Source organism: Aureispira anguillae, from assembly GCF_026000115.1.
GTDB classification, from domain to species: Bacteria; Bacteroidota; Bacteroidia; order Chitinophagales; family Saprospiraceae; genus Aureispira; species Aureispira anguillae.
The window spans coordinates 6937315-6960710 of record NZ_AP026867.1 but is presented as its reverse complement, the minus strand read 5'-3'; the positions used below and the strand labels follow the sequence as shown (position 1 = coordinate 6960710).

At 35.8% G+C, this 23396-nt stretch carries 19 protein-coding genes and 2 tRNA genes; 18 read left to right on the top strand and 3 right to left on the bottom strand.

Features of this window, described 5'->3' with window-relative positions; translation table 11 throughout:
- Window positions 1-135: 135 nt before the first annotated feature.
- A complete protein-coding gene (locus tag AsAng_RS27070) occupies window positions 136-2721 on the bottom strand; it encodes an OmpA family protein (protein WP_264790271.1) in 2586 nt (861 codons plus the stop codon).
- Window positions 2722-2834: 113 nt separating this feature from the next.
- On the bottom strand, window positions 2835-3884 hold the full coding sequence (locus tag AsAng_RS27065) for a PorP/SprF family type IX secretion system membrane protein (RefSeq protein ID WP_264790270.1): 1050 nt from the start codon (window positions 3882-3884) through the stop codon (window positions 2835-2837).
- A gap of 681 nt (window positions 3885-4565) precedes the next feature.
- Here AsAng_RS27065 and AsAng_RS27060 point away from each other — a divergent pair.
- From AsAng_RS27060 to AsAng_RS27035, 6 genes are all read left to right on the top strand, one after another.
- Window positions 4566-5204: a WbqC family protein gene (locus AsAng_RS27060; RefSeq protein ID WP_264790269.1), complete on the top strand. Its 639-nt coding sequence runs from the start codon at window positions 4566-4568 to the stop codon at window positions 5202-5204.
- A 151-nt stretch (window positions 5205-5355) separates the two neighbouring features.
- Window positions 5356-6411 (top strand): hypothetical protein, encoded by a 1056-nt coding sequence (locus AsAng_RS27055; protein ID WP_264790268.1) that lies wholly within the window; start codon window positions 5356-5358, stop codon window positions 6409-6411.
- Between the two features lie 184 nt (window positions 6412-6595).
- Window positions 6596-6670: transfer RNA gene (locus AsAng_RS27050), tRNA-Val, on the top strand.
- 33 nt (window positions 6671-6703) lie between these two features.
- A tRNA-Val gene (locus AsAng_RS27045) sits at window positions 6704-6778 on the top strand.
- 197 nt (window positions 6779-6975) lie between these two features.
- Window positions 6976-9672, top strand: coding sequence for an AsmA-like C-terminal region-containing protein (locus AsAng_RS27040; protein WP_264790267.1), 2697 nt, complete (start codon window positions 6976-6978; stop codon window positions 9670-9672).
- A 52-nt stretch (window positions 9673-9724) separates the two neighbouring features.
- The gene (locus AsAng_RS27035) at window positions 9725-10345 is read left to right on the top strand and encodes a cytochrome c oxidase subunit 3 (RefSeq protein WP_264790266.1); all 621 of its coding nucleotides are present in this window, start codon (window positions 9725-9727) and stop codon (window positions 10343-10345) included.
- A gap of 9 nt (window positions 10346-10354) precedes the next feature.
- On the opposite strand, the gene AsAng_RS27030 is transcribed toward AsAng_RS27035, so the two are convergent.
- Window positions 10355-11155 carry a lysophospholipid acyltransferase family protein gene (locus AsAng_RS27030; protein ID WP_264790265.1) on the bottom strand — a complete coding sequence of 267 codons (801 nt, stop codon included), beginning with the start codon at window positions 11153-11155 and terminating at the stop codon, window positions 10355-10357.
- Window positions 11156-11579: 424 nt separating this feature from the next.
- On the opposite strand from AsAng_RS27030, the gene AsAng_RS27025 reads away from it, so the two are divergent.
- The 12 genes from AsAng_RS27025 to AsAng_RS26970 all read left to right on the top strand — a co-directional run bounded on the left by AsAng_RS27025 (window position 11580) and on the right by AsAng_RS26970 (window position 23390).
- A complete protein-coding gene (locus AsAng_RS27025) occupies window positions 11580-12332 on the top strand; it encodes a hypothetical protein (protein ID WP_264790264.1) in 753 nt (250 codons plus the stop codon).
- 507 nt (window positions 12333-12839) lie between these two features.
- On the top strand, window positions 12840-13799 hold the full coding sequence (locus AsAng_RS27020) for a fatty acid desaturase family protein (protein WP_264790263.1): 960 nt from the start codon (window positions 12840-12842) through the stop codon (window positions 13797-13799).
- Between the two features lie 155 nt (window positions 13800-13954).
- Window positions 13955-14446: a hypothetical protein gene (locus AsAng_RS27015; RefSeq protein ID WP_264790262.1), complete on the top strand. Its 492-nt coding sequence runs from the start codon at window positions 13955-13957 to the stop codon at window positions 14444-14446.
- Between the two features lie 228 nt (window positions 14447-14674).
- Complete coding sequence (gene priA / locus AsAng_RS27010) at window positions 14675-17182, top strand: replication restart helicase PriA (RefSeq protein ID WP_264790261.1); 2508 nt, start codon at window positions 14675-14677, stop codon at window positions 17180-17182.
- A 25-nt stretch (window positions 17183-17207) separates the two neighbouring features.
- The gene (locus AsAng_RS27005; RefSeq protein WP_264790260.1) at window positions 17208-18398 is read left to right on the top strand and encodes a TIGR03862 family flavoprotein; all 1191 of its coding nucleotides are present in this window, start codon (window positions 17208-17210) and stop codon (window positions 18396-18398) included.
- Window positions 18395-19072 (top strand): YiiX family permuted papain-like enzyme, encoded by a 678-nt coding sequence (locus tag AsAng_RS27000; RefSeq protein ID WP_264790259.1) that lies wholly within the window; start codon window positions 18395-18397, stop codon window positions 19070-19072. The genes AsAng_RS27005 and AsAng_RS27000 overlap by 4 nt, the downstream gene beginning before the upstream one ends.
- Before the next feature lie 47 nt (window positions 19073-19119).
- A complete protein-coding gene (locus tag AsAng_RS26995; RefSeq protein WP_407655310.1) occupies window positions 19120-19614 on the top strand; it encodes a 3'-5' exonuclease in 495 nt (164 codons plus the stop codon).
- Window positions 19615-19843: 229 nt separating this feature from the next.
- On the top strand, window positions 19844-20296 hold the full coding sequence (locus AsAng_RS26990; protein ID WP_264790257.1) for a hypothetical protein: 453 nt from the start codon (window positions 19844-19846) through the stop codon (window positions 20294-20296).
- A 583-nt stretch (window positions 20297-20879) separates the two neighbouring features.
- Window positions 20880-21062 carry a hypothetical protein gene (locus AsAng_RS26985; protein ID WP_264790256.1) on the top strand — a complete coding sequence of 61 codons (183 nt, stop codon included), beginning with the start codon at window positions 20880-20882 and terminating at the stop codon, window positions 21060-21062.
- Window positions 21063-21071: 9 nt separating this feature from the next.
- Complete coding sequence (locus AsAng_RS26980; RefSeq protein WP_264790255.1) at window positions 21072-21602, top strand: hypothetical protein; 531 nt, start codon at window positions 21072-21074, stop codon at window positions 21600-21602.
- A gap of 1 nt (window position 21603) precedes the next feature.
- Complete coding sequence (locus AsAng_RS26975) at window positions 21604-22218, top strand: hypothetical protein (protein ID WP_264790254.1); 615 nt, start codon at window positions 21604-21606, stop codon at window positions 22216-22218.
- A gap of 17 nt (window positions 22219-22235) precedes the next feature.
- Window positions 22236-23390, top strand: coding sequence for an aminotransferase class V-fold PLP-dependent enzyme (locus AsAng_RS26970; RefSeq protein WP_264790253.1), 1155 nt, complete (start codon window positions 22236-22238; stop codon window positions 23388-23390).
- Window positions 23391-23396: the final 6 nt, after the last annotated feature.

Sequence of the window (23396 nt, the reverse complement as noted above, 5' to 3'; positions counted from 1 at the left end):
TGTTTTTTAGACTTGTTTAGTTCATTTTTTTTCTTTATTTTTATTAGTTTTTGCATTCTCAATGCTCTTAAATAGGCATAAAAAAAGCGTTTAGGAAAAACCTAAACGCTTTTTTTATGTTGTATAAATAAGGCTCTATCCTTCAATAGAAGATTCTATACTATTTATATCTCCAGCTTCTCCTTCTACATCTGATGCACCAGGGCAATTGTTACAAGGATTTGTTTTGATAGTTGTTGGACGCTTAGATTTAGCATCTTTAATTGTTGGCGGAATGTACTCTATAACAGTAAATTCTGTTCGACGATTTTCTTGATGTTGCTCTTCACTACATTCTATTCCATCATAACAATCATTAATCATCACCTCTTCCCCCATTCCTTTTGCTCTTAGACGACTCTTATCAATTCCATTTTCCATTAAATAACGAACAACCGATTCAGCCCTACGCTTAGACAAACGTTTATTATAACCACGTTTACCACGAGCATCCGTATGAGAGGTTAGTTTTATTTTTGCAGCAGGATAAGCATCTAGAAATGCAACTAGCTTTTTTAGTTCCTTTTTAGCATCAGAACGAAGATTAGCTCGATCATAATCATAATAAATATTAACTAACTGAGCCAATCCTGTTGCTATACTTCTATCATCATCTTTTTCATCATTTGCGGTATAATAATCCGTTCCTCCACCAGATCGGTCAATCTTATAGCTATCGTCACAAAAGACAACTTTAATATCTCCATTATCCATCGCAATAGAATCCTTAATACATTCATCTTCAGGAACACCATAAGGATTATTTGGATCATAATTAGGATCATTAGGATCTAACTCACCATCTACTTTCTCACAATTTTCCCCAAAGCAATACAAAGGAATTGATTTAACAATAGCACCTGCTGTATCAATAACTCCTTTAGCAACAGCAGATTCGCCGCATTCTGTTCCTGTTTTAAACGTCACCGATCCCTTGGTAAAACCAGGTTTAGAAACCGTTACCCGAATATCACAATCCTCTCGAACATCACGGAATTCATACTTACCTTCTGCATCGGTATACATGGATAATTCATCCTGTTCTCCACCACAATAGGACTGCAAACGCACAAGCGCACTATCCACTGGGGAATTGGTTAAACCATCCACAATAGTTCCAGAAACGATAAAAATACATTCTAACTTCAACGGGATTTGAACATATAAAGTCTTGCCAGGAGGTTGATTTTTAGAAGACAAACGTACCGAGTTAGGTTGGTAGCCTAATTTTTCTGCGGCAAAATCACAAGCCTTATTCAAAGGCAATTCCATGATAACCTTACCATCTTGATTGGTCAAAAAGTTTTGCACCTCAGAACAAGGAGTAAATACATCCGCAGCCTCTAAAGGCATTTGTGTATCCTCGTCAAAAACGCTAATTTCAACCGTAACAGATAATTTAGTAAAGGTATAAATATCATCTCCCCCCTTACCTTTTCGGCTAGAAGAAAAATAACCATGTGTTTGTTCAGGATTGATGATAAAACCAAAATCGTCATCTACGGTATTAATTGGATATCCTAAATTGATAGGATCAGTCCAAGCTCCATAGTTTTCTCTAGTTTTATAAATATCCAAACCTCCCATGCCTACTAAACCATTCGAAGCAAAATAAAGTGTGCCACTCTCATGATGAAAAGGAAACACCTCATTTCCCTCTGTATTAACAGTAGGTCCTAAATTAACAGGAGGCGACCAACGACCATCTTCCAAATAAGAAACATATAAGTCATAGCCCCCAAAGCCTCCAGGCATATCAGAAGAAAAAAACAACATTTCGCCATCATCAGAAAGCGAAGGATGCAAAACAGAATACTCATCACTGTTAAAAGGCAAAGAACGAGGTTCTGAATATTTCTTAGGAGCGCCCTTAGATTGATAAACTTTCAATCGAACAATACCATCGTCTGGTTTGTCCATATTAGATCGAGTAAAATAAATTTCGTTGAACTCAGCATTAAAGGTCAATGGCCCATCGTGATATTTAGAACTCAAAGAAGGGCTAAACTTTTCTACTTTTCCATAGTTGTAAATATACTCTTCAGGCTCTCCGATTTGGTTTCTTTTAGTCGTATAAACCTCTGTAAATGGCTTATCGGCCTCATTGCTCCAACGATTAAACTGCTTGATGTGCGCCTTGCGGTCTCTAGCAGAAATAAATACTAAATCATTTTTAAAATAAGCAGGAGCAAACTCATCGTTTTCTGTATTAATTTCATCCACAGGAGTCACCTTATACAGTTTGCCAGAAGCTCTTAAATCCTGTACCACATCTTCCTCGCAAGATTTAATCAACCACATAGCCTGTGTATTGTTGGGCTCAATCTGACTGACATATTTTTCGGCCCAAGTCTTAGCCTCGTTGTATTTACCATTTCTTTGCAATGCTTGCGCATAATACAACCAAGACTTTTGAGGGGCATTAGGCATACGAGAAACCAAACCATACCAATACTCTGTCTCATCTGGGTTTCCAATACGGCGATAACATTCTGCTATGCCTATCATAGCATCGTCATCGTTACCCTTTTCTAAGATACTCAAGTAAAGGTTAATTGCTGCAGTATAGTTGTGCTGTCCCATCAATCGTTCAGCACGATTCAGTTTAGGACGTTGAGCATCTGCTACAGCGCAAAATACCAGTACAATAAAAAGAGTTAGTATATAATTTAGGAATCGCATAGTTCTATTAAGAAAAAGTTATAAGGATCTATATCGTATTTCAGTATATTAACAACTACTAACAAAGCAATAACCAATTAAAAATATAGGGTTGGTTGTTAGCGGATATAATTTTAAAAATTTAAATAACGTGGGTCAATGATTTTGCCTCCATCTTCTAGCTCTTTCGTCTTAAACAAGTCATAGCCCAACATCACCTCATAAGAACCAATCCCTGGTCCCGCCATAGCATTTAAAGGATAATCATAAGCCAACCCAAATCGAATACCATTTTTAAGACGCATTCCCATCCAAAAATCAATAGAATCATAAGAAGACCCTTGACCAATAACCGCTTCAACAGAAGAACGGAAAGATGTTCCAATCCAAAAACGCTTCATCAACAAAATCCCCAAATCAACATTAAATTCAGTAGGAGCCCCTACGTCATTTTGGCTATTTTTTGCAACAAAAAGACCAACATTTTTTAGTAAAAACGATGGTCGAATTACAAAATTGTCATTGATTTTAATAGCACCACCAAACGTCAAATAGTAATGACGGTACTCTTGAGAAATTGGCAGGTTCTGATTTTCTGTTTGTGTACGAGCACGCATGGTATTAGACCAAAGCTTGGGAGCAGAAATACCAACATACCACATTTTAGAATACAGATAAAGCCCTGCTCCAAAATTGGGCAACCAAATGTTTGGCGTTAAATTTTGAAAAGAAGGATCGTTTGTATCATCTAAATTTAGGTCTGAATAATTTGCCGACCAATTTCCAACACCTCCAGAAATACCAATATTCAAATAGATAATTCTATTTTTCTTTTTAGGGTTGTTTAACCTCAAACGATAGCTAAAGGTAACATAACCTGTAAAGGTTCTAGTTGCTCCAATCTGATCGTGTCCCAAATAGCCTCCGACAGAAGCATTTTCATTTTCTTTGCCGATTTTGAGTGGAGAATGAATCGAAAAATGTTGGGTCAACGGAGCCCCTTCTAAACCAAACCATTGGTGCCTGTGCAACAAGACCATATCCAATGCTCCAGTAGTTCCTGTAATTGCAGGATTAAAAGGAAGGGGATTAAACATGTATTTGGTGAACATGGCCTCTTGCTGTGCATTTGCAACAGTCCCCATAGTCCATACAACCAACGTGAGTAATATAAATCTTTTCATAAGCTATCTTTTAATAAATAGTTAGGTTGTTATACCTTATTAAAATGACACTAATTCGTTAAGGAAATAAAATTAGTTCATTTTTAATTGTGATAAAATGTATTCTAAATCAATGTTTTCAAAAAAGGAACGCAACATTCATTCTTTTAATTAGTTACATTTTCGAGCACAATCTAGCTTTGGGGAAATCCCTAACAATATCTCTCACAAAATCCATCCATAATACAACTTAGATTTAAATAAGTGTATGCTTTCATTTGCTATGAAAATACCATCAGTACGAATCTACTTTATTAAAGCATTTTCTTAAAACTTTAGTATCGACAAAAATAGGATTCTTTTTTTAGAATTTAAGGCTTCTCTTATAGAATTGTAAAAAACTCTTGAAATTCACGGCAAAATACAAACTTCCCTCGAATATTTAACTATAAAGTTCATAGTATTATCCACAAAAAAAGAGTGATCTTCCAATTACAAATTTTAAAAAAGTCTTCTCCGATTAACATTCCCTGCTCTCTGCTAAGTAAGTGGTTCGTTCAAATCGTTTATTTTCAATTTAATTCTTTTCAAAATGGCTCGTTTATGCATAAAAATGCGGCTTTCATCATTATAAATAAAGCACTAGAACTTTTATTTGCACAAAAAACACCATCTTTGTCTCAATGATTTAATCCAAAAATAATGAACACATCTATCTTACTCGAAATTCAATATCTAGGGCCAATACAATATTATTCGAAATTTGTAAAGTATCCTAACCTCTATATTGAACAGCACGAAAACTACAGAAAAGGCTCATTTAGAAACAGATGTTGCATTGCAACCGCCAATGGTGTAGTCCCGCTAAGTATTCCATTGCTCAAAGGAAAGCACCAACAAGCAAATATCCGAACGGTGGCAATTGACAACAGCAAAAATTGGCAAACTATACATTGGCGCAGTATAAAAACTGCCTATGGGAATAGTCCATTTTTTGAGTATTACCAAGACGATTTTAGCCTAATCTATCAAAAGAAGTACGACTTATTGTTTGATTTCTGTCTAGATTTGCAAGAACTTGTTCTTAATAGTTTACAAATAGCGCCCTCCATTCAATACACAACTGCTTTTAACAAAGCTACCGATGAAACGGTGACAGATTTTAGAAACTGTATTTTACCCAAAAACTATACTGCTCCTAAAGATTCTGATTTTAAAATCATCCCTTATCCTCAAGTATTTGAAGATAGATTAGGCTTTGTAGCAAATCTAAGCATCTTAGATCTCTTGTTTTGTACTGGACCTGAGGCGATTTATTATTTGCAAATGAATATTCAATAATTATTAGGTATATGGTTTCTACTAACATAAAGTAACCTTACCCCTATCGTTCTTTGGCAAAGAAAATCTATCTCCCTTCTTATTTCCGACTTCATCGTCCCAATAATTTTTTTATTGTTTAATTTTTCGTTTAACAACAACAAACAGTATTATGAATTTTCAAAAATTAAGTAGTCTACACGCTATTATATATCTATTTTTGGTTTGCCACCTAATTGCATGTGCCCCACAGGCTAACAAAAAAACAGCCTCTCAACAACGTCCTGGTTACCAATTGCTATCAAAAAAAGAAGCCAGCAAATGGGTCATCATAGACGAAAAAGAAGACTTTTTCAGCAAAGTGGCTAATTTAGAGATGTCTATTCAATTAAAACAAAACCTAGAGGAGCAACCTAGAGCAACCGTATTAGAACAATACAAAAAAATGCTACAAGAGGACTTAATGGAATTTTCGAAAGAAGAAAAAGAAGTTACTCAGAAAATTTTTGACAAAGCATTAGAATTGTGTTACAAGGTTGACCCTAATCTTAAGTTGCCCGAAATTTTTCTAATCAAAACAAAAGGCAAGTACTATGGTGCCTCTGTTTTTTATACTAGAGATAATTCTATTATTATCCCTGCTCCCATGCTAAATATGGATAAAGATGCTAATAATGAAACATTCTTATCCACTATGATTCACGAGATTTTTCACATCTATTCTAGATATAACAAAGACAAACGAGATGCATTGTACCAACGTATTGGTTTTGAAAAATTACCCAACTTAAATCTTTCTGAGTTCTTAAAAGAACGTGTCCTCTACAACCCTGATGGGGTTGACTTGCGCTATGCAATAACAGTAAAAGATCCCAAAACCAATAGAACGTTTAAAGCAATTCCTGCCATCTATTCTAGATACAAAAATTACCAAGCAGAAATGCCTGCTTTTTTTGGCTACCTAACCTTCCAATTGTTTGAAGTTAGAGATCGTGCAGGACAATGGTCGGTTGTTAACAAAGATGTCGGTTATTCTATTGATGATATTAGTGGTTTTTGGGAACAAGTAGGAAAAAATACACAGTATAATATTCATCCCGATGAATTGTGTGCCGATAATTTTGTCATCTTAGCGTTGTCCAAGGAAAATGGAGGCAAAAATTTAAACGCATTAAGTAAAGAAGGACAGCAATTAGTCAAAGATTTAGAGGCAATTATCCTCAAATAAGGTGCAGCAAAACCAATTGGATAAAGTTCCAATAACGAGTCTTTATCCAATTGGCTACTGCTTCTATTTTGGAGCATAAAAATTAAAATTTATATTTTTTTTCAAAAAAAACTTCAAAAAATTTGCAACTTCATAAAACTGTCCTATCTTTGTGCTGCTCTTAAAGGAAGAGATTATATAAATAGGGTGATTAGCTCAGCTGGTTCAGAGCATCTCGCTTACACCGAGAGGGTCGGGGGTTCGAATCCCTCATCACCCACTATTTAAGATTTTGCTATTTTACATTCCTTTAGGGTGATTAGCTCAGCTGGTTCAGAGCATCTCGCTTACACCGAGAGGGTCGGGGGTTCGAATCCCTCATCACCCACCTTAAGCTTCTACTTAAAAAGTAGAAGCTTTTTTTATTTTAGCTCCTCCCCCCAACAATTGAAGAATAGCTATTATAGAAATAGATAGTTTTTTGTACTTTTAGATTAGTATACCAAGGAGTAATCCAAAAACTCCATATTCAACTTTCCGAAACATTTCATTGGCACCATAACCACCCAAAATAAGCAAGCTTGTATGTCAGTAGATAATTATAAAACAAAAGCCGAAAAAAGTAAAGCCCAAAAAGCACGAAAAAAGGGAAGACTTAGATTTTTACTCAAACTTATTGGCGGAAGTATCTTAACTGCCTTAATTGGTTTAATTATCGTTGCAGCTCTCTTTGAAAAGCAGATTGCCGAAATGGTTATTGGGGCACTCAACAAACAACTAAAAACAGAGTTGCATGTTAGTGAAGCTAGCTTATCCCTAATTTGGAAATTCCCTCAAGCAGCCGTTTATCTAAATGACGCTCAAATTGAAGGGACAGGAGGACAGGAAGAAAAGCTACTGGATGTTGGGAGCATTTCCTTACAATGTAGTACTCTTGGATTATTAATGGGGAATTATAACTTTACTTCTATTGCTATCAATAATGGGGCGTTATTCATTTATAGTGACAAAAAAGGCAATGTTAATTATGATATTTTTAAACCCTCCGAAAAAGCTACCACTTCTGAAAGTACAGATCTAAATTTATCGATTTCGAATGCGACACTATCCAATGTTGCCATCCATTATGTTGATGAAGCATCGAGTTATGACATAAAAGTTAAAGCCAAATCCGCTTATTTTGAAGGAGATTTTATCATAGACAATGTTCTGAATGAAAACAAACATACGATGACGAGTTATGCGGAATTGTATTCAGAGTATATCACGGTTGGAGAGACCACCTATATGAAGGGAACAGACCTGGCTTATGATGGTGCAGTGGATTTAGATTTAGCGGCCGAGATTTATTCTTTTGAACGCATCAAATTATACATTCAGGGCAACGAGTTTAAGGTGAATGGATCAATTGCCAAGGCTGAAAAAGGCACAGAATACAATATGGTTTTTGATAGCGAAAATGCTTTATTGGGTTCTTTATTACAACTAATTCCTGAACAATTCGCAGCAACCTTAGGGCAATTCCAAAGCAATGGAAAATTATCGTTTGATGCTAGAATCAATGGCATTGCGACCAAACGAAATGCACCAATTATTGAGGTCAAATTTGGTCTTAAGGATGGTAGAATTACCCACCCTAATATGGAGGGGAGTATGAAAAATGTAAATTTTGATGTACACTTCACCAATGGCAATGGAATTGATGACCAAACCGCTAAACTCAATTTAATTGATTTCCAAGCACACTTAAATAATCAACCCATCAATTTAAGTTGGGAAATGATTGGGCTAGAAAACCCCACCATTAATATGGGCTTGGATGGGAAAATTCCACTCAATGCAGTCTACGGATTTTTTGGAGAGCAGGTAACAGAAGGAAACGGCTGGCTTGACATCGCCAAATTGTCCCTAAAGGGACGCTTAAAGGATATGATTTCTATGTATCGAATCCCACGAGTACAGTTGGATGGTTTGATTAATTTTGAGCAGGCTTATTTACTGGTTAATGACATTCCTGCTACTATAGAATCGGGGCAATTGTCGCTAGAAAATAACACCTTTAATGTCAGCAATGTCACCCTAAAAACCAGTGAAAGTGATGCGGTTTTAAATGGAGAATTTCACAATGTACTGCCTGTTTTATTATCGGATTCGCTAAACTCTCAAAATGCAAAATTGACCTTTCAAGCTTCTTTGCATGCTCAAAAAATGGATGTAGACGAATTATTGGCCATTGGCAGTGGGCATTCTACAGAGGAAATAGAAGCCGCTCCCCTAGCCGAGCAAGACTCTCTAACTAAAGAAACTTACGAAAGTAGGGAACATCGTACCTCTTTCCTAAAAGGAAGCTTTATTACCAATATTGTAAACTTTAAATATGGTAATGTTTTGGCGCAAAACTTTAATGGAGAGGTAGAGTTTAACAATAGTACCATGCAGCTCAAAGGGGTAAAAGTAGATGCGATGGATGGGAAATTTGAACTCAATAGTAAAATTCATTTTGAAAAGGAACCTCGAGTAGAATTATTTCTTGATTGCGACAACATCGACATTCAAAAGTTCTTGGAACAACTCGATAATTTTGGACAAGAGGTACTAACCGCTGATAATTTACGAGGTCGTCTAAAATCCTTAATCAAAGTCAACTTATTTTTAGATTCTTTAGGAAACTTTAAGCACGATGATCTATTTGTAGTAGCAGATGTTCGGGTAGAAAATGGCGAATTAATCAACTTGAAGCTCTTAGAAGGCTTTTCTGGTTTTATCAAAATGAGAGATTTACAGCACATTGTATTTACAGAATTAACCAATCAATTTAAGATTGAGCACGGTAAATTTATACTGCCTGCTATGTTTATTCAAAGCAATGCCTTAAATTTAGTAGTAGGTGGAGAATATGGTTTTAATCATGACTTAGACTTTAAGCTAAAAATTAATGCAGGGCAAGTCATTGCCAATAAATTTAAAAAGTACAACCCCAACAAAACGGCTATTAAAGCACGGCAAAAAGGGTTATTTAATATTTATGCCCATATCTATGGTAATTTATACGAAAATTATTCGTACAAAATTGGCCCTAAACACAGCAAGCGATTCTTGGAGGCTCAGTTAAATCAAAACTTACCTGCACTCACCAATACCTTGCGAGCTGAATTTGCTAAAAATACCAACAAAGAAGCGAACCAACCCATTATTGCCCCCTTGGCTCAACCCAAAGAATGGGAAGATATACCTGAATATGAAGGAGAAAATACAGAAGAGGAATATATAGAAGGGTTCTAGCAATAACACCTTAAACAAATGGGGGGATTTAGTTTTTAAACAAAGAAATAGGATGAATAAGAATCGTAAAAAAACGCCCAATCAAGAACGTTCAGCAGTTGGACTTCCACTAGAAAAAGTAGGTCTATTTTTATTGTTGCTAAGTCTCTCCATGCTTTTTCTAGCCTTTTCTATTGGTTACGTTTTTACTCGATCCCAAACTAGTGCAACTGGCGTTTATCTACCTCCTATTTTCATCCTAAATTCTTTTATTCTTTTGGCAAGTAGTTGGGCCATGCACCAGGCAAATAAAGCCTACAAAGCAGACAATACAGCTGGTTATCAAAAAGCACTAACCACAACAATGCTCTTAACAATTGTTTTTATGGGAGCGCAAGTAGTGGGTTGGTTTTATTTTCGGACTCAACTTATTGGGGATAACATTGGAAATGGAGTACACTATTTGTATGCGATTTCTGGGTTGCATTTTGCCCATATTGCTGGCGGGATTCCTTTTTTAGCCATATTTCTGTACAACGCCTACAACAAAATGCGGGAGCCCATGACCGTTTTATTATACTTTGCGGACCCCGTCAAACGAATGCGCTTAGAATTGCTAACTATTTATTGGCATTTCTTGGATGGTTTATGGATATTTTTAGTGCTGTTTTTTTTATTGAATAGACTATTTTAGCACCAATCACTAAACCTGATAAGTAGCGTGATAACTTTCTAAATTATGCAAAATTCGTTCTCGAACAATGGTTTTTAAATGCTCTAAATCATCCAAAGTCATTCCTTGCGTAGAAATCGGCTCATCCCAAACACAATGCACCCAAGCAGGCTTACCCAAAAACGGTTTTTTGGGAGTTGATACTCTATCCGAGCCACAAATCGTCAAAGCAAGAATGGGTTGCTGAGTCTCTATTGCCAATTTAAAGGCTCCATCATAAAAATCCTGTAACAATTCATTGGTTTTATTTCGAGTCCCCTCTGCATAAATATGAATAGAATGTCCTGAATCAATGTGCTTTTTCATTCTAGCAAAAGTTTGGCGGCGGCTTTCTTTGCTTTTTCGATCTACATAAACATGCATATTCCTAGCCAAATAACCAATAATAGGGAGCTTGTCTACTTCTTGTTTTGCCAAAAAAGAAAATGGCACGGGTGCTGTTGACATACAAAGCGGAATGTCTATAATAGATAAATGATTACTAACCAAAACATAAGCCTGTCCTTCATGATTTGCCTTTTCTAATCCTTCTGATGTTACACGAACCAACATAGCAGCCAGCAAAGATTTCCCCCACCATTTGGTAACAACATACGCTGCATAGGGGGCTTTTTTTTCATCCAGAAAATTAAAAATAAACAGATAACAAATTAGCGCTACTAGACCTATCAATACTGTAGCCAAGCAACACCAAGCAAACCAAATGCGTTGCATAAGCACAACAATTGCTCTTAATGGAACAGGTAAAGATTTAGTGTCAAATGTCTGCATAGTTGTATATTTTTAGAACAAAATGGGTTAAAAGAGTTGTCCGAATAAAGTTTTCAATGCTATTTAAGTAAGTATCTTGCATCGTTACTTATTTTTGACTTATACAAGAACAAAAAATACTAAACAGTTATACAAAGATATATAATGTAATTTATAACACCCAAGTGATTGAATAAATTCCCTCCTTTCTCAACTTCAACTTTAACTATTAGGTTAATAATAAACCTTTATTTAGTCCCTTTAGTACATCAAAAACAGATGCCAACTAAAAAAATGTAACCTTTTGTTAAAGTTCCGTTAAGGCTATTGATCGCTTTACTTAAGAATAGTTTACCCGAAGATCAAGGCGATTATTTATTCTCCTTTGAATCAACAATTTTGATGATCATTAGTTGCCACTAAGTGCTAAACGAAACAACTTCCTATGAAATATGTATTCTACTTGATTTTTTTATTGTGTTATTGCCCTTCCATTTATGCCCAACAAATCATAGAAACGGATACAATTTTTACCCTAAAAATACGCAAACGCATTCCCAAGCCTTCTTTTTCTCAAGCACTTGCTTTGCCCAAAACAGCCACCTCCTGTGACTGCCCTAGCAATGAGACTCGCCCCCTAACTAAACTAGGTTGCCAACATCCAGATACTATTGCTGTTTGTAAGGTCGTTATTACTGAATTTGATATTGCTATGATCCCTGAAAATGGAGACGCTTTGGTGATCAAAGAGGTAAAGGGCAGCTTTTTAAATAGTAAGGCATTAAATTTTATTCGAAGTCGCCATGGCAACAAAGCCTTTATCTCTTATACCAATATCAAAGGGATGACCCAAGATGGAAAAGAAGTGGTTGTTCCTTCTTTTGGTACTCAGACTCCCAACCGCAGAGCCAATAGATCCTATAATTCTATTTATACCTATTTGAGCAATATTAATTCAACTGAAACCCAAGTACATTCTTTTGAACTCTCTGCTTACAATTCTAATAATCAAATGGTTTTTAGGCAAAGTTATCAGAAAGACTCTTTTGATAGAAATGCAATGCGCCCAGATGCTGTTCGTTATGTATTCAAAAATATTCGAGCAACGCACTATAGCGGTTTTAAAGTAGAAATTGATAATTTTGAAATCGAAAATATAGATGCCCCTATTGAACAAATGTTGTCCAGCAACAATTAAACATTTTCTAAACCTCTCCTTTTCCGCATCAGATTAGTTCGGCTTCGCTTTCCTATTTTTCCCTTTGCTATATAATATTAGATGCTAACATAGGGGTGCGCCTCTATTAATTCATCTTATAAATAAGATGGTCACTAGGGCTATTTTGTTTATTTTCATTCATTGAACATATATATAAATAAACAAAAACAAATAACAATAAAGTTTATACTACTAAAAGTCAACTATTTAATATCCTACTCATTAATTAAAATCAATCTTAATGGCTAAAGTTTGTATAAATCTTATTATTTTTGCGTTGTTTTTAAACCTTATACCTCTTTATCTTGTTTGATTATCTATTTTTTTAATTCAAACCAAACAAAATAACGCTTCAGGTAAAAGAAAAATGTTCTATAATAAATGCAAAACCACTGTTTTGTAGTTATTATTTTCAACTAAGTTTGTTTTGGTTGCCCTCAATTGAATTTGAGAATCTAAACAACTTATCATCAAAACTTATTAAAAATGTTGAAGTACAAAGCTGATCTAAAAACACTCCTATTCATGACAATTACCACTTGTTTGTTTGCATTCATGTGGGTATCTTGGAATAATGCCGATAGCATTTTATGGACAGGGGGTAAATTGGTATTTGCTGGGTTATATATCTGGCATTTATTTATGGCAGTAACGGTTTCTGTAATCGCACACAATACCATGCATGTATCAATATTCAAATCGGAGCCTCTTAATCGATTAATGGAATATTGGATTACCTTGTTTTATGGTACCCCTGTATTTGGTTGGATTCCTACACACAATCGCAACCATCACAAACACAACAACAAAGAGCCTGATTACACAAAAACTTACCGTTTTACAGAGCGAAACGAATTGTGGGTATTATTGTTATATCCTTTTGTTAGTAATTACTACCAAAGTCTTGCCAACAAAGAATTTTTGCAAGAGCGTTATCGCAAGAACCGTAAGGAATTTTGGTTATTTATTTCTCAGATTGTAGTGCTATTAGCTTGGGTAGGTACGTTTTTGTACCTTAACTGGGTAGCTGCTTTATTTTTGGTTATTATACCGCATCAAGCTTCTTTGTATACCGTTGTTGTCTTTAACTTTGTACAACATGTTCATGCTGATGAAGAGTCAGAGTACAACCACTCTCGTAATATTACAGCCTCTCATATCTTTTCGCTAAACTGGTTTTTGTTTAATAATGGCTATCACACGGTTCATCATATGAACGCCAATATGCACTGGAGTTTAGCTAAAGAGGCACATGAAAAAATGGAACACAAAATTGATCCCGTCTTAAATGAGTCTTACTTCTGGGGATACATTATAAAAGCTTATTTTCTAGCTCCTTTCTCAAAGCGTTTTAGAACAAAATCAATGCGTTTAGAAAGAAAACAACTAGAAGCCAACCAAGGGAAACCTAATATGGGCGTAAAAAAAGCAGCAACAGCACATTAAGCGCTATTGCATTAAAAAAAATACAAGTCATCCCGAATTTTTTCGAGGATGACTTTTTTTTTAGGTTTAGGATAATAAAAATAGGAATTTCTTTAAATTTAAGTTGCAACGAAAACGATAGCCACCTATTTACCAACGAAGTATAAAAGAAAAGAATGAATAATAATATACTTGATGAGGGGGCTTTTATAGAAAATGAAGCTCCCAAAAAAGAAAAACAAGCCTATAACTATAGGGAAGTTTTTTTCCCTTTAAGCTTATTTGTTTTATTCGTCTGGGCAACGTATTATTGGCTCAATCATAGCGAGAGCTTCATAGAGAATTATCTCTTAGGGCAAGAAAGCTTTGTTAATACTTTTTATACAAGAGGAAATATAAATAACGACAAGCTTTGTAATTGGTCGTGGGGATTGTATCTGTTTACTTTAACACTCGGAGAGCTCATTCTAGTATTAATCTGGGATTTTAGACGCATATATCTTTGTATTGATTACAGGCTGTATCTATTAAATTTTGTAAAAGGAATCATGTTTCTTATGTTGTGGCATAATGCGCATATATTAACATCTGTGTTAATTGTTTTTGTTTTCTTGTTAATCTTTAGTGTAACCATACAATTCCTAGCAACTGATGACTTTCTAATCTAGGTAGATCTGGAATAGTAATCTATTCTCTAGCCTTTTGCTCTCTCCCCTATCCTTTCAGCTTCCAAAGAAACAAAATTAAGCTTCCTTTTTCAATAAAAAATCATCAAATAGTGAACAAGATCATTATTTTGCGTAATAAAAAGTCCAAAAATTAACTTTTTTCATCCATTTTATGCGTATCTTCGTATAAGAAGTACATTTAAGACAATCTTACTAAGCTAATTATCAATGGATCAACTGCTCCATCTTTTGGAAAATGACAACCAAGCAACGACACAACGACTATTTGTCACCGTAATTGTGCCTGTTGCCTTACCGAAACTTTATACGTACAGTGTACCACTTCATCTCAAAGATTTAGTGCAGGTAGGTTATCGTGTTGAAGTGCAATTTGGGAAAAGCAAACTTTATTCTGCTTTGATCTACCAAATTCATCAAAATGAACCCGACAACTATGTTCCCAAACCCATTCTCAATGTATTGGACACTGAAGCTGTTGTTACCCCAAAACAATTCAAGTTATGGGAATGGATGAGCCAGTATTATGCTTCTACAATGGGCGAGGTGATGAACGCTGCTTTGCCTGCGGGACTCAAACTAGCTAGTGAGACAAAAATTGTTTTAAGACCTGATTTTGAAGAAGAGGATTTTGCCACCAATACCTTAAACGATAAGGAATACACCATTCTTGAAGCCTTATTTAATCGGGTAGAATTATCCATTGCTGAAATCCAAGCATTGATTAATCAAAAGACGATTTATCCATACATCAAAAGCTTAATGGAAAAACGGCTTATTTTTGTAAAAGAAGAACTTAAAAATAAATACAAAAGCAAAAAAGTAGACATGGTTTGCTTAGCGGAACCTTATCAAAGCGACTCCACTAAGCTAAAAGACGCATTTGAAATCATTGGCAATAAAGCAATTCGCCAAGCAGAAACACTCATGGCTTATATTCAACTGAGCAAAGAAATGGAAGAGGTACCCAAAACGGCACTCTACGATCGAGCTAGAATAAGTTCTGCTGGTTTAAAAAAACTCTTAGAGAAAAATATTTTAGAAATTTATAAAAAAGAGATTAGCCGTTTGAGTGAATACAACGGTGAAGTTATTGGCAATTACAAACTGTCCAACGCACAAGAACAAGCACGGGTAGAAATCAAAGAAGCCTTTGAAGAAAAGAATGTTGTGCTCTTACATGGAGTAACAGGGAGTGGAAAAACACAAGTTTTTGTAGAATTGATGGAGGAAACCATTGCGCAAGGAAAACAAGTTCTTTATTTATTGCCTGAAATTGCCTTAACTGCTCAAATTGTACAACGCCTCCAAAAACATTTTGGCGACCAGATCATTGTTTATCATTCTAAATTTAATAACAATGAGCGAGTAGAAATTTGGCAAAACTCACTCCATGGTACTCCCATTATATTGGGAGCACGTTCTGCGTTATTTTTGCCTTTTTCGGATTTAGGGCTTATCATTGTTGACGAGGAACATGATCCTTCTTACAAACAAAATGACCCTTCACCTCGATACAATGCTAGAGATACTGCTGTTTTTCTATCTTACCTCTATCAAGCAAAAACACTATTGGGAACAGCAACCCCCTCACTAGAAACCTACTATAATGTGCAACAAAACAAGTATGGTTTAGTAGAACTTAATAAACGGTTTGGTGCTGCAACATTACCCGATATTAGTATTGTAGATGCTGGTGAAGAAACCAAGAAAAAACGGATGAAGTCGCATTTCACTCCTCAATTATTAAAGGCAATAGAAGAAACCTTGGGCAATGGGGAACAAGTGATTTTATTTCAGAACCGCAGAGGCTACGCACCTGTATACAGTTGCAATACCTGTGGTTGGACTGCTGATTGTGTGGATTGTGATGTTAGTTTGACTTATCATAAATTTAGCAATGATTTGCATTGTCACTATTGTAATCATCATCGAAAACTGCCTAAATCTTGCCCTGCCTGTGGCAATCACAGTTTAGTGATTAAGGGCTTTGGGACAGAAAAGATTGAAGATGAGCTGCAAATTTACTTACCAGATGTCAAGGTAGCACGAATGGACTGGGATACTGTAAAAGGAAAACATGGGCATGAAAAAATCATTGCGACTTTTGCCAATAAACAAGTAGACATTCTTGTAGGCACCCAAATGGTTACCAAAGGTCTGGATTTTGACAATGTAGGTTTAGTGGGTGTACTTAGTGCAGATCAAATGTTACATTTCCCTGATTTTAGGGCAACAGAACGAGCGTTTCAACTTTTGTTGCAAGTAAGTGGTCGTGCTGGTCGCAAGCAAAAAAAAGGTCGAGTATTGATCCAAGCCTACAAAATGGATCACCCTGTATTGCAAGAAGTCCAAAAGGGCAATTTTCAGAATTTTTTCCAGCGGGAATTAAAAGAACGTAGCGATTTTGGCTACCCCCCTTTTCATCGCTTAATAAAGGTTCAATTAAAACACAAAAAACCTGATATGGTAGAGAAAGCTGCTAAGTTTTTTGCAGAATGCCTCCGCACCAAATTAGGAGATCGAATTTTAGGACCCGCAACGCCAGGTATTTCTAGAATTCGAACCTATTATATTCGTGACATTATTATAAAATTGGGAAAAAATTCAAAGCAGTTAGATTATACCAAACAATTAATTAATGATGTACAAAATCATCTAAAAGCTCAAAAGGGATTTTCTACCATTCGACTAATCGTTGATGTAGATCCTTATTAATTCAATTCTCTTAACAACTAGAACCATGCGTCCAAAAAAAATTATTCTTATTGGTGGTGGCTCGGCGGCATTAATGGCAGCCGAAATGCTCTGTGCTATGCATGAAGTTCATATCTATGAAAAAGGCAAAACAATTGGGCGTAAATTTTTAGTGGCAGGAAATGGTGGTTTTAACCTGACCAATGCCGCTACAGACAAAGCCCTCTATCAACAATATACCAATCATCCCATTCTTCAAGATGCCTTATCAAAATTTGATAGCGTAGCAATGCGCAAGTGGCTTGACAAACTGGGTATTCCTACTTTTGTGGGCAGTAGTGGTCGGGTTTTTCCCGAAAAGGGAATCAAACCTATTCACGTTCTCCAAAAGATAAAAGATAAACTGCTAAAGCAAGGGGTAAAGATCCATTGCCTACATGAGTTTATTGGTTTTGATGCCTCACAACAACCTATATTCCAACACCAAGATCAAAAAATTGTTGTACAAGCAGATGCCTATATCTTTGCTTTAGGAGGAGCTTCTTGGTCTATAACAGGAAGTAATAACAAATGGAAACCTATTTTTGATGAAATCAAGATTCCTACTATCAATTTCCAAGCTTCCAATTGTGGCGTAGAGGTAGATTGGGCAACCAATTTTAAGACCACTTATGCTGGTTCTCCCCTAAAAAACATACAAATTTTAATTGGACAAAAAGTAGTTAAAGGCGAAGCTTTAATTACGGACTATGGTTTAGAGGGAAATGCCATTTATCCTCTAGTACCTGCTATACGAACGGCATTGAGAAAGCATCAAAATGCTATTTATATCGATTTCAAACCTCATAATTCTCACCAAAGCTTACTCAATCGCATAAAAGGAAAACGTCTAAAAACCAAAAACTACGCCTATGAATTTAAGCTAAGCAAAGCCCAACTTGCCCTCATCAAACAGTTTACCACTAAGGAGGTCTATCTGGCTCCTGAACGCTTTATTGAGGCGATCAAACATTTGGAGGTACCCATCCAAAAGTTAAGACCTATTGAAGAAGCCATTTCTACCATTGGAGGGATTTCATTAAGTGCTTTGGAGGCTAATTTTTCACTACAACAATATCCTAATTTATTTGTCATTGGTGAAATGCTTGATTGGGATGCGCCCACTGGTGGTTTTTTATTACAAGGCTGCTTTTCTACTGCTGCCACTTGTGTTGAACATCTTAATTCATCTATATGATACAATCTAAAATGAACCTATTGGTTGGTTGTGCTTTGTTTTTTATCGGTGGGCTTTTAAGTTGTCAGACTTCTACCCAAGAAGAAACTACTGCCCATTTAACCAACGAGCAACTGGTGGTTAAGCATCCTGTATTCAAAAATGGGGATATTATTTTTCAAACTTCTAATTCTAGCCAAAGCAAAGCGATCCAACTCGCTACCAATTCTCCCTATAGTCATGTAGGGATTATTTATCAACAAAACGATGAATATTGGGTTTATGAAGCCGTCGAACCTGTTCAACTTACCCAATTAGCAACTTGGGTCAAACGAGGTAAAAAAGGACATTATGTTGTCAAACGATTAAAAGATACCACGATTTTAACCCCTTCGGTACTTAATACAATGAAAAGTATCGGTCAACGATATAACGGAAAGCACTACGACCTTTATTTTGAGTGGTCGGACGAAAAGATCTATTGTTCTGAATTGGTTTGGAAAATCTACAAAGAAGCAACGGGTCTTTCCCTAGGCAAGCTGTCCCGCTTATCCGATTTTGATTTAACACACCCAACCGTTCAGAAAAAAATACAAGAACGATTTAAAAGAGCTATTCCCCTAGATGAGAAAGTCATTTCTCCTGCGTCCATTTTTAATTCTGATTTACTCACCACAATTTATTCTCAACACTAATTCAGCTATTATGAATAGACTGTAAGTTTTTATCTTGAAAAAAAATAATGCCTATGAATTTTGTAGCAATTGATTTTGAAACAGCTACCTACCAAAGATATAGCGCCTGTGCTATAGGACTTGTTACGGTTGAAAACAGTATCGTCACCGATAAATTTTATACCTTAATTCAGCCGCCTGGCAATCTTTATACTTGGCAAACCATAAAGGTGCATGGTATACAACCCCAAGAAACGATTAACCAAGCCAATTTTTTGGACTTTTTCCCGCAAATTATCAAGCGTTTGGAAGGCAAAACAATCGTGGCACACAATGAGTCTTTTGACAGAAGTGTTATGAAAGGAACTATGGCTTATTATGGTTTGGATTATGACGATTACAACCTTGGAAAGCGTTGGGAATGCACCTGCAAAATATACCGTGCAAAAGGATACAAGCCTGCTAAATTAAGCGCCTGTTGTGCTAGAAAGGGCATTGAATTAAATCATCACCATGCTTTGTCTGATGCAGAGGGTTGTGCCCAACTTTACTTATTAAAATAAATATTTTGGATTGCATTCCGTTGTTTTCCAGCTTGGTTGACTCACTAAAATATTCAGGAATCTCGTACAATCCATCAAGGGGAATGTTAGCTGCTTCTATTTGCTGAGCTTATGTTGTTTTAGATGGCGGAATGCATCATATACCCCATTAAAATTTATTTTTTTATAATAAATAAGTTATTTTACTAATCAATCTATTTTATTTAAAATTCTAAAACACTTAAACACTATGAATTTGACCGATCAACTAGACAGTGGAATGAATACAGAGCTTAGTATTAGTAACGAAGCACAACAGTTCTTATTAACCGCTTGTAAATGGGCTAAATTTTTATCTATTGTTGGTTTTGTATCACTTGGCTTCCTTGTTTTGGCAGCAATAGGGATTACCTTTGCAGGATCTAGCCTACCTGGTGATCCATTTGAAGGAATGGGATTTTTTATCGGATTTATGTACTTGCTCTTTGCTGGCTTCTATTTCTTCCCTATACTTTATTTCTATCGTTTTTCTGTCATGGTAAAACAAGGTATAGAAACTACATCCACCGATTTGATTACAAGCGGTTTTGAAAACCTAAAATCTTCTATTAAATTTATTGGCGTGCTTACAGCCGTTGTTCTAGCTTTTTACCTATTTGCCTTATTGCTCGGCTTGATATTTGGGATAGGAGGCTCCTTCTAAGTCAAAAAATACTGTTTTTCACAACAGAATGATATTATAATTTACACCCCGAATTTTAAGCATTAGAATTCGGGGTATTTTTTTCTTTAGCGCTCTCTTAACAGGTTAAACCCAAGCACATAAAAAGCTGATTTTCAAAAATCAATACATATACCCTTTCATTATACCCATAATTACAAGTATTGATTTAAGCACTTAATTGTTTTTTAACCTTTTCCCAAACCTCCTTTACCAAAGGGGTTTACCAGTATAAAATGCTGTTCTGTATGCTATAAAAAATCAATGATTTTTTATAAAAAGTGGTTTTTTATTTTTAACTTAACATATAGGCAAACCTTCTTATACGGCCTATCTCTTTACTTTATCCGTATACCTTAGATTATTTTTATATACATCTATATCACTTTCTTATTCCGTTAGTATCACCATAATAATACTTTTTAATATATTATTATTATTTTTATCTGTTTTACACATTTGATAAATAGCTCTTTGTCCTATCTACCCTATTGATCGCCCCAAATAGATCAATTATAGATACTCATAACCTCTATTTCTCAAACTCAAAATTTAGTAAGAAACTATGGCAGAAAAACTAATCCAATTCTACGACGAAGCCCAAAAAATGGGTGGACTTAAAGCCAAAATACGGCTTGCTGTAATTACCAAAACCCCAAGTGCTAAAGCGGTACTTACAGAGGATTCCCCCGAAATGTTGGCAGTTTTTGATCAAGCAATGAATGAACTAAGAAAAGAATTCAAATAAAAATTAACTATGGCTATTGTTGTACAAAATGAAATAGAATACGATCATCACTTTGATCAAAAAACAAATAGGCATTATATCAATGGTATTTTGTCTGTTTTACATTGTCATCATTACACCTCTTTATACACTCAATTGGCGCTAGATGCAGGAGAAACAGACCTGCTCAAAGAATGCGCACGAGACAGTTTTCGAGCGGTTCTTTTAAGTTACTTTTCTAAGCATCCCAACCATACAACACTTCAAGATAAAGTTGCCATTGGTTCCCAATATTATTCACTCCTAGGTCTTGGGTCTATGGAGGTAAAATTTATTGGTAAGTATAGTGGTCTTGTAGAACTTCCATTCTCTCATACAGACAGTGGTTGGATCAAAAAATGGGGGGAATACGACAAACCAATTAATTACATTACAGGAGGATTTATAGAAGCACTTTTTGAAGTTTGTTTTGGACTACCAAGCGGCTCTTTTAATGCCTTCGAGACACAAAGTATTGTAATGGGTGCAGCAAGCTCAATTTTTAAAGTAACAAAAAAATAAAATGGCAATAGATAGAAAAAAAATAATTGATCAAATGTCTCAAATAGCCATTTTACCAGATGAAAATGGTCTTATTGAAGGATTTAATGTAATCGTTAATCAATTACCAACCGATTTTTGGAATGCTTTTGCAGAACGACTAACTTCTCAATCGTCTGATGAAATGCTGTATTACAAGGAATATCTCCTTTATAATGCCGCTCACGAATGTGGCTATCATACAGGTTATGGGATTATTACTTCTGATGAATGGAACGCTGTTGTTGCGCCCATGTTAGAAAAGATCCCCGAAGATATTCTACACGGTGCCTTTGCCGTTTTTACCGCTTGGGGTTGGGCCAATACCGAAATCGTTGAACTTATACCCAATGAAAAAATGGTCGTTCGAGCCTATAATTACTATGAATCTGATATTGTTGAATTTGGTGCTTCTCCCAAAATGAGCGCTTATATGATTCGGGGCGTTTGTGCAGCGTTTATGGAACTTGCTTATGCAGGTGAATATGATCCAAAAGGGAAGCCCATTGGCACTTTTGAATGCCAACAGATAAAAGGAATAGAATGTGGTGATTCCTATGGCGAATTTATCGTAACAAAAGCTTCTGAAGATCGCTAGAATTGGGCAAATTTACCATGAAGGAATTAATTTATTTGAACAATGCTGCCACCAGTTTTCCTAAACCGCCTAATGTATTGCAGGCGGTCAATGCGTCATTGATGGTTCCGCCGATTCATGCTCTTCGCAACGGCTTTGGCTCTGGTTCTAATTCATTGAGCAAGGAGTGTCGAACAATCCTTGCTCAATTGTTTAACGTTCCTCATTCCGAGCAGATTGTTTTTACTTCTGGCGCTACCGAGTCTCTAAATTTAGCGATCAAGGGGCTAGAACTTGAAGGTAAACATATTATTACTTCCAATATGGAACATAATTCTGTCCTGAGATTGTTAAAAACACTAGAACGGAACCAAACAATTAACCTAAGTATTGTCCCAAGCAATTCTCTTGGGCAAATCAATTGGAACGCCATAAAAAATGAGCTTCGCCCTACAACTGCCGCTGTAATTCTCAATCATTGTTCTAATGTAACGGGTGCTCTTAATGATCTCAAAACCATCGGTACAGCACTCGCAAAAAAAAATATCCCGTTTATTGTTGATGCCTCTCAAAGTGCAGGCTTGTATCCTATTGATGTTCAAGAAATGCAAATTGATATTCTAGCATTTACGGGACACAAGGCTTTGTATGGCATCGCTGGAATAGGAGGTATTTATATAAAAAAAGGGCTTCACTTAAAACCACTTAAAATTGGCGGGACAGGTTCTAAAAGTGATTATTTGTATCAACCAAGCAGCCTGCCTATTTATTATGAAGCAGGTACTCCTAATTACCTAGGGATCACTTCACTCTACGAAGGGGTTAAATTTATTAAGACAACAGGAATAGAGCATATTCGCCAAAAAATACAGCACTATGTTTACCAAATAAGGCATTTTTTAGCTCAGTATCCTAATGTTATATCTTACCCCAATACGGCGCATTATTCATTCCAGTCCACCTTATTGTCTTTTTCTGTTCAGGGGTTGGAGGTTTCAGACATTGGTTATTTATTGGAGCAAAACTATAATATTGTTGTTCGAACAGGCTTACATTGTGCTCCTCTTATCCACGAATCTATTGGCTCTGCCCCTTATGGTACCGTTAGAATAAGCCCTTCTTTTTTTACAACAGAAGCGGAAATTAACTCCTTTCTTCAAGCTATGAAAGAAATATTAACCTTAACCATTTAATTCATC

What these genes read in the sequence shown, in the direction of transcription:
- AsAng_RS27040 (WP_264790267.1), top strand. Translation starts at nt 6,976, where the DNA reads ATGTCAGTAGATAATTATAAAACAAAAGCCGAAAAAAGTAAAGCCCAA.
- AsAng_RS27020 (WP_264790263.1), top strand. Translation starts at nt 12,840, where the DNA reads ATGTTGAAGTACAAAGCTGATCTAAAAACACTCCTATTCATGACAATT.
- AsAng_RS26985 (WP_264790256.1), top strand. Translation starts at nt 20,880, where the DNA reads ATGGCAGAAAAACTAATCCAATTCTACGACGAAGCCCAAAAAATGGGT.
- AsAng_RS27060 (WP_264790269.1), top strand. Translation starts at nt 4,566, where the DNA reads ATGAACACATCTATCTTACTCGAAATTCAATATCTAGGGCCAATACAA.
- AsAng_RS26980 (WP_264790255.1), top strand. Translation starts at nt 21,072, where the DNA reads ATGGCTATTGTTGTACAAAATGAAATAGAATACGATCATCACTTTGAT.
- AsAng_RS27065 (WP_264790270.1), bottom strand. Translation starts at nt 3,884, where the DNA reads ATGAAAAGATTTATATTACTCACGTTGGTTGTATGGACTATGGGGACT.
- AsAng_RS27005 (WP_264790260.1), top strand. Translation starts at nt 17,208, where the DNA reads ATGCGTCCAAAAAAAATTATTCTTATTGGTGGTGGCTCGGCGGCATTA.
- AsAng_RS27055 (WP_264790268.1), top strand. Translation starts at nt 5,356, where the DNA reads ATGAATTTTCAAAAATTAAGTAGTCTACACGCTATTATATATCTATTT.
- AsAng_RS27030 (WP_264790265.1), bottom strand. Translation starts at nt 11,155, where the DNA reads ATGCAGACATTTGACACTAAATCTTTACCTGTTCCATTAAGAGCAATT.
- AsAng_RS27000 (WP_264790259.1), top strand. Translation starts at nt 18,395, where the DNA reads ATGATACAATCTAAAATGAACCTATTGGTTGGTTGTGCTTTGTTTTTT.
- AsAng_RS27070 (WP_264790271.1), bottom strand. Translation starts at nt 2,721, where the DNA reads ATGCGATTCCTAAATTATATACTAACTCTTTTTATTGTACTGGTATTT.
- AsAng_RS26970 (WP_264790253.1), top strand. Translation starts at nt 22,236, where the DNA reads ATGAAGGAATTAATTTATTTGAACAATGCTGCCACCAGTTTTCCTAAA.
- AsAng_RS27035 (WP_264790266.1), top strand. Translation starts at nt 9,725, where the DNA reads ATGAATAAGAATCGTAAAAAAACGCCCAATCAAGAACGTTCAGCAGTT.
- AsAng_RS26995 (WP_407655310.1), top strand. Translation starts at nt 19,120, where the DNA reads ATGCCTATGAATTTTGTAGCAATTGATTTTGAAACAGCTACCTACCAA.
- AsAng_RS27025 (WP_264790264.1), top strand. Translation starts at nt 11,580, where the DNA reads ATGAAATATGTATTCTACTTGATTTTTTTATTGTGTTATTGCCCTTCC.
- AsAng_RS27015 (WP_264790262.1), top strand. Translation starts at nt 13,955, where the DNA reads ATGAATAATAATATACTTGATGAGGGGGCTTTTATAGAAAATGAAGCT.
- AsAng_RS26975 (WP_264790254.1), top strand. Translation starts at nt 21,604, where the DNA reads ATGGCAATAGATAGAAAAAAAATAATTGATCAAATGTCTCAAATAGCC.
- AsAng_RS26990 (WP_264790257.1), top strand. Translation starts at nt 19,844, where the DNA reads ATGAATTTGACCGATCAACTAGACAGTGGAATGAATACAGAGCTTAGT.
- priA (WP_264790261.1), top strand. Translation starts at nt 14,675, where the DNA reads ATGGATCAACTGCTCCATCTTTTGGAAAATGACAACCAAGCAACGACA.